This is a genomic window from Oceanisphaera psychrotolerans (assembly GCF_001870485.1).
In the GTDB taxonomy this organism is placed as follows: Bacteria; Pseudomonadota; Gammaproteobacteria; order Enterobacterales; family Aeromonadaceae; genus Oceanimonas; species Oceanimonas psychrotolerans.
The window spans coordinates 103,298-112,792 of the sequence record NZ_MDKE01000001.1 but is presented as its reverse complement, the minus strand read 5'-3'; the positions used below and the strand labels follow the sequence as shown (position 1 = coordinate 112,792).

The following is a 9,495-nucleotide window of genomic DNA, read 5'->3' as shown; positions in this document are numbered from 1 at the left end:
CGTCGCCCATTTTCCCCGCCTCAAGCCATGCACACGAAAGGGGAATGGCTTGGGTTACCCGGCAGGCCTTTTAGTAGCACGATGAAGCGGTGATTAGCCGTTCAGGCGCTTGTCGTTACGACGAGGTGAACGCGGCTTGCGATCGTCGTTGGCACGGAAGCTGCGACGGGGCAGCGGGCCGCCTTCGTACTTGGCCAGATTCAGCGGACGCTGACAAACACGCACGTTCTGCAGAACCTTCTGCACATCGGCAGTCATGCCTTCCGGCAGATCCACGGTAGAGAAATCATCGTGAATCTGGATCTGGCCGATATAACGGGACTCCAGGTCTGCTTCGTTGGCGATGGCGCCAACCAGGTGACCCGGCTTGACGCCGTGTACCCGACCCACGTCAACGCGGAAGGTTTCCATCACCACGCCAGAGACGTCGTCACGGCCGCCACGGGCAGCACGCGGACGCTCGGTGCGCTCACCACGTTCACGGTTTTCGCGCACGTCGGGACGGCGAGCGGCCATCGGGCGGTCTTCCATGAACAACGGACGGTCGCCCTGCAGCAGACGAGCCAGACCGGCGGCCAGCTGGGCGCTGTCCATGCCTTCTTCCAGCAGCGATTCAATCATCTCGGCGAAAGGCGCCAGTGATTTTTCATCGGCTTCAACGCTGACACGCAGACGAGACTTGAAACGCTCGGCACGGATCTTGTTGATTTCATCCGCAGACGGCATCTGCATTTCTTCGATCGGCTGACGAGTGTGGCGCTCCAGGTTGTACAAACCGCGCTTTTCGCGACCGGTTACAAACAGGATGGCATCACCTTCACGGCCGGCACGACCGGTACGGCCGATACGGTGCACGTAAGACTCGTTGTCGTGGGGCATGTCGAAGTTGACCACATGACTGATGCGCTCAACGTCCAGACCACGGGCAACCACGTCGGTGGCAACCAGGATGTTCAGACGGCCATTTTTCAGACGCTCAATCACTTTTTCACGCAGTTTCTGCGGAATGTCGCCGTGCAGGGCTTCACAGGCGTGACCTTCGCGACTCATCATGTCCGCCAGATCTTCGGCGTCCTTACGGGTACGCACGAATACCAGCATGGCATCCATGTTTTCGGTCTCGACCAGACGACACAGGGCTTCATGCTTGTTCATGCCACGCACAAACCAGTAACGCTGGCGAATGCTGGAGTTGGTACGGGTTTTGTTCTCGATCCGTACTTCCTGCGGGTCTTTCAGGTATTTCTGCGCAACACGCTGAATGGCCGGCGGCATGGTGGCCGAGAACAGGGCAATCTGACGGGTGGACGGAGTCTGCTCCAGAATCCACTCAACGTCGTCGATAAAGCCCATGCGCAGCATTTCATCTGCTTCATCCAGCACCAGTGCCTGCAGGTTGTCCAGCTTCAGGGTGCCACGGCGCATGTGGTCCATTACCCGGCCAGGGGTACCGACCACGATGTCGACACCGCGCTTCAGGGCACGAATTTGCGAGTCATAAGCCTGACCACCATAGATGGACAGGATACGGATTTCTTTGCGGTACTTGGCGTAGCTTCGAAAGACTCGGCAACCTGGATGGCCAGTTCACGCGTCGGCGCCAGCACCAGTACCTGCGGAGTGGCATTGCCACCGGTGATGCTGCTCAGCAACGGCAGAGCAAAGGCGGCAGTTTTACCGGTACCGGTTTGTGCCAGACCCAGAACATCACGACCGCTCAGCAGAGTCGGAATGGCGGCGGCCTGAATAGCAGAAGGCTGCACATAACCGGCATCGGCCAGTGCATTTAATACGGCAGGCGCCAGACCAAGATCGGCAAAAGCAGGTACGGTAGTCGCAGGTACAGTAGAAGTATTTGTCATTTAACAGTTCCGAATAAATAGAATGTCGGCGGACTGATACAGTAAAAGGCCAGGGACAACCCATGCTCACTTATCGTGAGGGCTTCCCTTTACAGAGTGTATACACACTAAGATTCACAAGGCTAATCTGGCCGTTTTTGTCTCAACACCGCCATGGTTGACTTTCCGGGTTAACCCAGTCCGTCTTTCTCATCATGGATGTCGATCTGCCAGACTTGTGTCGTCGCGCCCAAATGGAGGGGACGGGCAACCCGAGAAGGGTCGCGTCGTTTGGCGCGGACGTGATGCGTTATGTTCCTAAAAAACGCAATATAACCCGCTTCAACGCACATACTTTGGCAGCTACATAAACCCAGGGTCTTAACGAGTTCAACTTGATTGCTCTGTTGAATCGCCATGTAGCATGCCGAATAGGCGGGTTATAACGACATAGTTAAGCAACACATTTAAGCTTAAATCGTCGTGACCCACATCACAAAAGGTCATGCCCAACTGGGCTGAGGGCGCATTCTCTTCTAATCAGGGTAAATTGTCCAGCACTAATTGAAGCCGAAGGGAATGGCTGGCTGTCGGCCAAGGGCCGCAGCTAGCACGATCCATGGTGCAGAAGCCGCCTTGTGGCGGCCTATCGCCCCTACACCCGCTGGCGGCCTACGACCTGGAGCGTCTGATTTTTCCGACGATAAAAATCAGCAGAACGGCGCCGATAACCGACATGATCAGAGAGCCGATGACACCGGTGGCCGCCAGCCCCAGCAGACGAAACACCACGCCGCCGAGAAAGCCGCCCACCAGGCCGACCAGTATGTTGCCGAGCAGGCCAAAGCCCTGCCCTTTCGTCAGGTTACCGGCAATCCAGCCGGCCAGACCACCGATAATCAAACCCAGTATCAGACCCATATGCTCTCCTTCATTCGCAAATATGGTGAGGGGTGAAGCCTTCCCCCCTCACGCGCCGGTTCAAGCCAACAAGCTTAGCAGTGCCTGCACCGGATGCTTGATCCGTTGCCCTTCGATGCGCTTGACCTGGCTGCGGCAGGAAAAACCGGTGGCCAGGCAACGTTCCCGCGGCAGCTTGTTCATCGGCTCGGCCCAGCTCATGGCATACAACTGCTTGGAGCCTTCCAGGTGCTCGCGCTCGTGACCATAGGTACCGGCCATGCCGCAACACCCCACCGCCACCGGCTCAAGCCTGGCGCCAAGATGGGTAAAGATCCGGCTCCAATCCTGGTGAGTGGCCGGCAGCGCGGTTTTTTCGCTACAGTGGGCAAACAGATACCAGGGCTCGCCTTCCGCGGTTCTGGCGGGCAGCCGCTCCAGTTGCTGCAGCAGCCATTCCTGCGGCAGCAGCACCTCGAACTCGCCCCGGGCCGGGCCCAGGATCTTGGTGTATTCATCCCGGTAGCAGAGCACCAGCGACGGATCGACCCCCACCAGAGGAATGCCGAGCCGGGCCAGATGGTTGAGGAACTGGGCGCTGTCGGCCGCCATGGCGGCGAAGCGGCGCAGAAAGCCTTTGACGTGGGCCGGCTTGCCATTGGGTTTGAACGGCAGTACCACCGGATTGAAACCGAGCGCGGTCGCCAGTTGCACCAGATCGAACACCACATTGGCATCATAGAAAGAGGTGAAAGGATCCTGCACTATCAGCAGGGTTTTCGCCTTCTGTTCGTCGCTGAGTGCCCGCAACTCGGCCATGTCGAAGCGTGCCGCCGGACTGGCTGCCAGCAGGTTATTCAGGCTGGGATCGCTCACCAGCGGCATGTCCACCATGCCCAGCAGCGACCTGGCGCCGCTCTGTACCCACTTGTTGCTCATCACCGGATTGACCAGCCTGGGCGCCTTGGCCATCCAGGGGGTATAGCTTTCGACCCAGGACACCATGTAATCCTTGGGCGGACGCTGGTAGCGCTGGTGATACAGCTGCAGGAAGCGGGCGCGGAAGGTGGGCACATCCACCTTGATCGGGCACTGACTGGAGCAGGCCTTGCAGGCCAGACAGCCGTCCATCGCCTCTTTCACCTCGTGAGAGAAGTCGTACTCGCCCCGGCTTTTCTGCCAGGTGAATTTCACCCGCTCCACCAGCCCCTTGACGCTGGCGCTGCGGCTCATCACCGCCGCCTCTTCGGCCATGGGATCGAAGCCCTGAGCCGACAACTGGCGCAGCCACTCCCGCACCAGCCCGGCCCGGCCCTTGGGCGAATGGCGACGATCGGCGGTCAGCTTCATGGACGGGCACATGGGCGAGCGCACATCGAAGTCGAAACACAGGCCGTTGCCGTTGCAGTCCATCGGCTGGGTGAAGCCGTCACGCACATGGACCGGAATCTGCCGGTCGAAGAAGCCACGCTTGGTGGCGTCTACCGACACCAGCTGATCCAGGCTGTCGAGCGGGGTACAAATCTTGCCGGGGTTGAGCCGGTTGAAGGGGTCGAAGGCCGATTTGATGCGGCGCAACTCGGTGAACAGGGTTTCGCCGAAGAAGGTGGGACTGTACTCGGAACGATAGCCCTTGCCGTGCTCGCCCCACATCAGGCCGCCGTATTTGGCGGTGAGTGCATTCACCTGATCGGAGATCTTGCGCAGCATCACCTCCTGCTCCGGATCGGTCATGTCCAGCGCCGGACGCACGTGCAGTACCCCCGCATCCACGTGGCCGAACATGCCGTATTGCAAACCCTGCTCATCCAGCAGGGCGCGGAATTCATTGATATAGTCGGCCAGGTGCTCGGGCGGCACCGCGGTGTCTTCCACGAAGGCCACCGGCTTGTTGCGGCCCTTGGTGTTGCCGAGCAGGCCCACCGCCTTCTTGCGCATGGCGTAGATGCGGTTGAGCGAGGCCAGATCGTCACACACCTGATAACCAATGATGCCCGCCTCGCCCCGTTCGATCAGGCCATCGAGCCGGGCACAGAGTGCCTCGACCTTCTCGCGCTGGGCGTCTCCGTCCTGATCGGCGTATTCCACCATGTTCAGGCCGTCCATCACCTTGCCCGGCACGTCCTGAATGAGGTCGCTGACCGAATGCCAGATGATGTCTTCCCGCGCCAGCCCCAGTACTCTGGAGTCCACGGTTTCCACCGACAGCGCCTTGGCCTCCACCATCAGCGGCGCATTGCGCAGCGCCGACTGGAAGCTGTCGTACTTGACGTTGACCAGGGTGCGATAGGTCGGGATGGGAGTGAGGTCGAGCCAGGCTTCGGCAATAAAGGCCAGCGAGCCTTCGGAGCCACACAGAATACGGGTCAGATCCAGGGTATGAGAGGCTTTGTCATAGACGTGCTTGAGATCGTAACCGGTCAGGAAGCGGTTCAGCTTGGGAAAACGCTGTTCTATTTCACCGGCGTGGTCGGTCACGCTGTGATAAACGCAGCGATACAGCTCCGCTTCCCGGCTGTCTTCTGCCAGCTTCTGGTCCAGCGCCTCGCCGGAGACGGGGCCGGTCTCGATGATGGTGCCGTCCACCAGCACGGCAGTCACGCCCAGCACATGATCCGAGGTTTTGCCGTAAACCAGCGAGCCCTGACCGGACGCATCGGTGTTGATCATGCCACCGAGGGTGGCTCTGTTGCTGGTCGACAGATCCGGAGAGAAGAAGAGATCGTGTGGCGCCACCAGCTGATTGAGCCGGTCCTTGACCATACCGGTCTGCACCCGCACCCGGCGGCCTTCCGCATCAATCGTCAGCAACTGATGCATGTGGCGGGACAAATCCACCACTATGTTGTCGTTCAGTGACTGACCATTGGTGCCGGTGCCGCCGCCCCGGGGAGAAAATTTGATGTCCCGGTAGGCAGTCTTGGTCGCCAGCCCCAGCATCACCACCAGATCCTGAGTCGAACGGGGGAACACCACCGCCTGAGGCAGGCTCTGATAGACGCTGTTGTCGGTGGCCACCGCCAACCGGCTGGCATAGCTGCGTTCGATATCACCACGAAAGCCGCTGTCGGCCAGCGCGTCGAGAAAAGCAAAATAAGTAGGGGTTATCTGTTGCTGCAGATCAATCCTTGGGATCATAACGGCCTGTTCCCTGTAATCCTGTTGTGAAAGTGCGCCCGAAGTGGCGGCTAGTATACACTCGGCAGCAATGGGTCACTAGCCGCTTTGCTCCTTCCCCGGGGCCGCAACTTGACAGAAATAAAGGAACGGCAAGTCCGCCAGAATAACGAGATCACCGTCATACCGGGCTTGCCCCGGTATCTCACGCCAACAACGCCCTAATCAACAGAAAGACCAGATTCTGACGTTCGTTAGAATGACGAATTGAAGCTTCGGCAAAATCTCAGCGCCCGGGCTTCTTGCCGCCGGGTCGGGCACCTGGCCGGCTGCTTGGCCTGGAACCCGAACGCGAGCCGGGCCGGCCAGCACCCGCCGGAGCGGAGCGACGGTCTCGTTCGCGGGGTGTCGACGGTTTATTGCGACCGGGCGCTGCCGGCTTGTCCTTGATCCGCGGCCCCTGCCGGGCGGCTCTGGGTTGCTCGAGAATCGAGGCTTCTTCGGTCTTGCTCGATCCTGCAATCATGGCGTTGATCTGCGCCAGCTCCTTCGGCGTCACTTCCCGCCACTGGCCGGATTTCAGCCCGCCCAGCTCGATATTCATGATCCGCACCCGACGCAGGCTGGTGACACTGAATCCCAGGTATTCGGCCATGCGGCGGATCTGGCGGTTCAGGCCCTGGGTCAGGGTGATATTGATGGTTTTGGGGCCGACCTTTCTGACCTTGCAGGGCTTGGTGACGGTATCGAGTATCGGTACCCCGGCCCCCATGCGGGCGACAAAGTCATCGGTGACCGGCTTGTCCATCGAGACGATGTATTCTTTCTCGTGGGCGTTGCCGGCCCGCAGTATCTTGTTGACGATATCGCCGTCGTTGGTCAGCAGGATCAGGCCACAGGAGGGTTTGTCGAGCCGGCCGATGGGAAAGATGCGCGCCTTGTACTTGACCGCATCGACGATATTGTCCGGAATGGCCCGGTCGGTGGTACAGGTAATGCCTATCGGCTTGTTGTAGACCAGATACACCGCCTGGGGCTTGGCGCGCAGCGGCTTGCCGTTCACGGTCACGTGGTCGGCGGTGGTCACTTTCACCCCCATGCCGGCCACCTCGCCATTGACGGTGACTCGTCCCTGTTCGATCAGCCGGTCGGCCTCGCGCCGGGAGCAGATGCCGGTTTCGCTGATGAATTTATTGAGGCGGGTAGCGCCGTTGTCTTCGCTCATAGGGCCGGTACTCTCTCCCGATGGCCTGCCATCAACCGGCATGAATACCCCGGTTAGGGCAGGTTTGATGATGAAAAGCGGCCAGTGTAGAGTTGCCGGCAGGCACTCGCAAGCCTGACCGAGCTAAAGCCAGCGCCGAACCCGGTGGCAGTAGTCGAGGTAATCGGCACCAAACTTCGCCGCCAGCGCCCTTTCTTCCGCCGCTATCTGCACCTTGTTCATGTAACCGATAAACAACGGCAGCCAGAGCAGGCTGAGAAAATTGCCGAGCCAGAGCGCCCACGCCAGCAACAGCAACAAATCCCCCAGATAAATGGGATTGCGCGAATAGCGAAAAATGCCGCCGGTCACTAGGCTGCTGCTGTTGCCGGGATTGAATGGCAGTACCGTGGTGCGGGCCCGGTGCAGCTGCCAGACCGCCAGCAGCATCGCCACCAGGGCCGTCAGCAGCATCAACAACGCCAGCGGCTGTTGCCCGGAAAAAACCACCGACCAGCCTCCCGCCTGTTGTCCGGTCAGCCACATCATGGTCGCCGTCAGTGCCACCACGCCCGGCGGCGGCAACCACAGCAGGTAGGCAGATAGTCGGGCCATCAGGAAGACTCCTGTTGCCTGAACACCGCACTTGCGACCTCCGGTGCTTCCACCGGGTCACGGGATTCGGCGGCCGGTGGCGGCTCCCGATCGGCCCGGGTCATGCGCAGGGCCTGATAGAGATCGGGATAGACCAGTATGCCTTCTTCGCCGACCCGGATGCCCGCCTGTTTCAGCCAGTGGGTCATCTGACCGCGTCGTCCCGCCATCACCATATGAATACCTCGACGTTTCAGTTCCTTGTGCAGTTCGCCGACCATGCTCATCACGCTGATATCCTGATGAGTAAAACAGGAAACCGCATCGATGATCAGGCACTTGGGCGGATGGGCCTCACCGGTTAGCAGCTGCAATACCCGCCTCTTGAAATAGGCGGCATTGAAATAGGTCAGCGGCGAATTGAAGCGGTAAATCAACACCCCGGTGATGGCCTTGACCTCTTCATTATGACCCAGAGTATGTACTACTCCCTCGCCGTTCATGCCCATCAGCTGATCGGTCGGGCGCATCACATTGCGCAGAAACTGGAACAGCCCCAGCAGCACCGCCAGGGTAATTCCGGGGATCACTCCCATGAACAGCACGCTGGCGAAGGTAATCCAGGCCAGCCAGAAGGCGGCGTTATCCGAATGGCGCAGCGCCCACAGGCCGCGAAAGTCGGTGAGCGACAGCGAGGCCATTACCAGCACCACACCCAGCGCGGCAGTGGGGATGTATTGCAGGGGCGAGGTCAGGAAAAAGGTCACCACCGCAATTACCAGCGCCGCCACAATGGAAACCAGCTGACTCTTGCCGCCGTTGGCGTCGTTCACCGCGGTGCGGGAGTCGGCACCACTGATGGCAAAGCCCTGGGAAAGCGCCGAAGCCAGGTTGGCAAACCCCAGCGCCCTGAACTCCTTATCGGCGTCGATATCGTAGCCGTTTTTGGCTGCAAAGCTGCGGGCGGTCAGCATCATGGAGACAAAGCTCACCATGGCGAGGTTAAGTGCCGGCAGCACCAGCTCCCTTATCAGGCCGGGCGGAAACTCCGGTATCTGCAACCGGGGGATGCCCCCGCTCAGGGTACCGACCACCGCCACCTCGAGCCGCTGTGGCCCCATGAACCAAAGCAGGGTCGCGGCAACCGCCAGCCCCAGCAATGAGCTGGGTAGCTGAGGCCGAAAACGCCGGCACAGCAGCATCACCGTCAGGGTCAGCAGGCCGATGCCCAGGGTGGGTACATGCACCAGGGAAACATAATCCGGCACCGCCAACACCCGCTCAATCAGCCCGGTTTCGGCGAAGGTAAAGCCAAAGATACTGGACAGCTGACCGACGATAATGGTGATCGCCACCCCGTTCAATAATCCCATCAGAATGGGCCGGGACAAAAAGTCGGCCAGCACCCCCAGCTTGAACCGGCTGGCAACCAGACACCAGAAGCCGGTCATGGCGGTCATGGTCATCACCAGTTGCCAGTGGCGGCTGGCATCCCCCGCTGCCAGCGGGGTGACCACGGCGGCAATGACCGCACAGGTGGCGGCATCGGGCCCGACAATCAACTGGCGGGAAGAGCCGAACAGGGCATAGGCAATCATCGGCAGAATACAGGAATAGAGCCCGACCACGGCGCCGACCCCGGCCAGCTCGGCATAGGCAATGGCGACCGGCAGTGCCACCGCCGCCACCGAGACGCCGGCCCTGATATCCGGCAGCAACCAGGCCCGCTGGTATCCCAGCAACACGACCAGCCCCGGCATCCATCGTCCAAGAGAGAAAAAATTGTCCATTTTCAACCAATTATAATTGTTGTTCTGAAGTAGATTATAGCGCCGGCAC

The 9,495-nt window shown here is 60.0% G+C and carries 5 protein-coding genes and 2 pseudogenes; all 7 read right to left on the bottom strand.

Features of this window, described 5'->3' with window-relative positions; genetic code table 11:
* Positions 1–93: 93 nt before the first annotated feature.
* Positions 94–531, bottom strand: coding sequence for a DbpA RNA binding domain-containing protein (locus tag BFR47_RS19355; protein WP_483869858.1), 438 nt, complete (start codon positions 529–531; stop codon positions 94–96).
* Positions 532–582: 51 nt separating this feature from the next.
* A pseudogene (locus BFR47_RS19350) lies at positions 583–1,862 on the bottom strand (DEAD/DEAH box helicase); the annotation flags it as partial.
* A gap of 651 nt (positions 1,863–2,513) precedes the next feature.
* Entirely contained in the window at positions 2,514–2,762 is a 249-nt protein-coding gene (locus tag BFR47_RS00495; RefSeq protein ID WP_071471248.1) for a GlsB/YeaQ/YmgE family stress response membrane protein, read from the bottom strand.
* Between the two features lie 60 nt (positions 2,763–2,822).
* The gene (gene ydiJ / locus BFR47_RS00490) at positions 2,823–5,879 is read right to left on the bottom strand and encodes a D-2-hydroxyglutarate dehydrogenase YdiJ (protein WP_071471247.1); all 3,057 of its coding nucleotides are present in this window, start codon (positions 5,877–5,879) and stop codon (positions 2,823–2,825) included.
* A 265-nt stretch (positions 5,880–6,144) separates the two neighbouring features.
* Entirely contained in the window at positions 6,145–7,083 is a 939-nt protein-coding gene (gene rluF / locus BFR47_RS00485) for a 23S rRNA pseudouridine(2604) synthase RluF (RefSeq protein WP_071471246.1), read from the bottom strand.
* A gap of 123 nt (positions 7,084–7,206) precedes the next feature.
* Positions 7,207–7,677, bottom strand: a complete 471-nt coding sequence (locus BFR47_RS00480; protein ID WP_071471245.1) for a methyltransferase family protein — start codon at positions 7,675–7,677, stop codon at positions 7,207–7,209.
* Between the two features lie 80 nt (positions 7,678–7,757).
* Positions 7,758–9,446: pseudogene (locus BFR47_RS00475) on the bottom strand (SulP family inorganic anion transporter); the annotation flags it as partial.
* Between the last annotated feature and the right edge of the window lie 49 nt (positions 9,447–9,495).

What these genes read in the sequence shown, in the direction of transcription:
- BFR47_RS19355 (WP_483869858.1), bottom strand. Translation starts at nt 531, where the DNA reads ATGGAAGACCGCCCGATGGCCGCTCGCCGTCCCGACGTGCGCGAAAAC.
- BFR47_RS00495 (WP_071471248.1), bottom strand. Translation starts at nt 2,762, where the DNA reads ATGGGTCTGATACTGGGTTTGATTATCGGTGGTCTGGCCGGCTGGATT.
- ydiJ (WP_071471247.1), bottom strand. Translation starts at nt 5,879, where the DNA reads ATGATCCCAAGGATTGATCTGCAGCAACAGATAACCCCTACTTATTTT.
- rluF (WP_071471246.1), bottom strand. Translation starts at nt 7,083, where the DNA reads ATGAGCGAAGACAACGGCGCTACCCGCCTCAATAAATTCATCAGCGAA.
- BFR47_RS00480 (WP_071471245.1), bottom strand. Translation starts at nt 7,677, where the DNA reads ATGGCCCGACTATCTGCCTACCTGCTGTGGTTGCCGCCGCCGGGCGTG.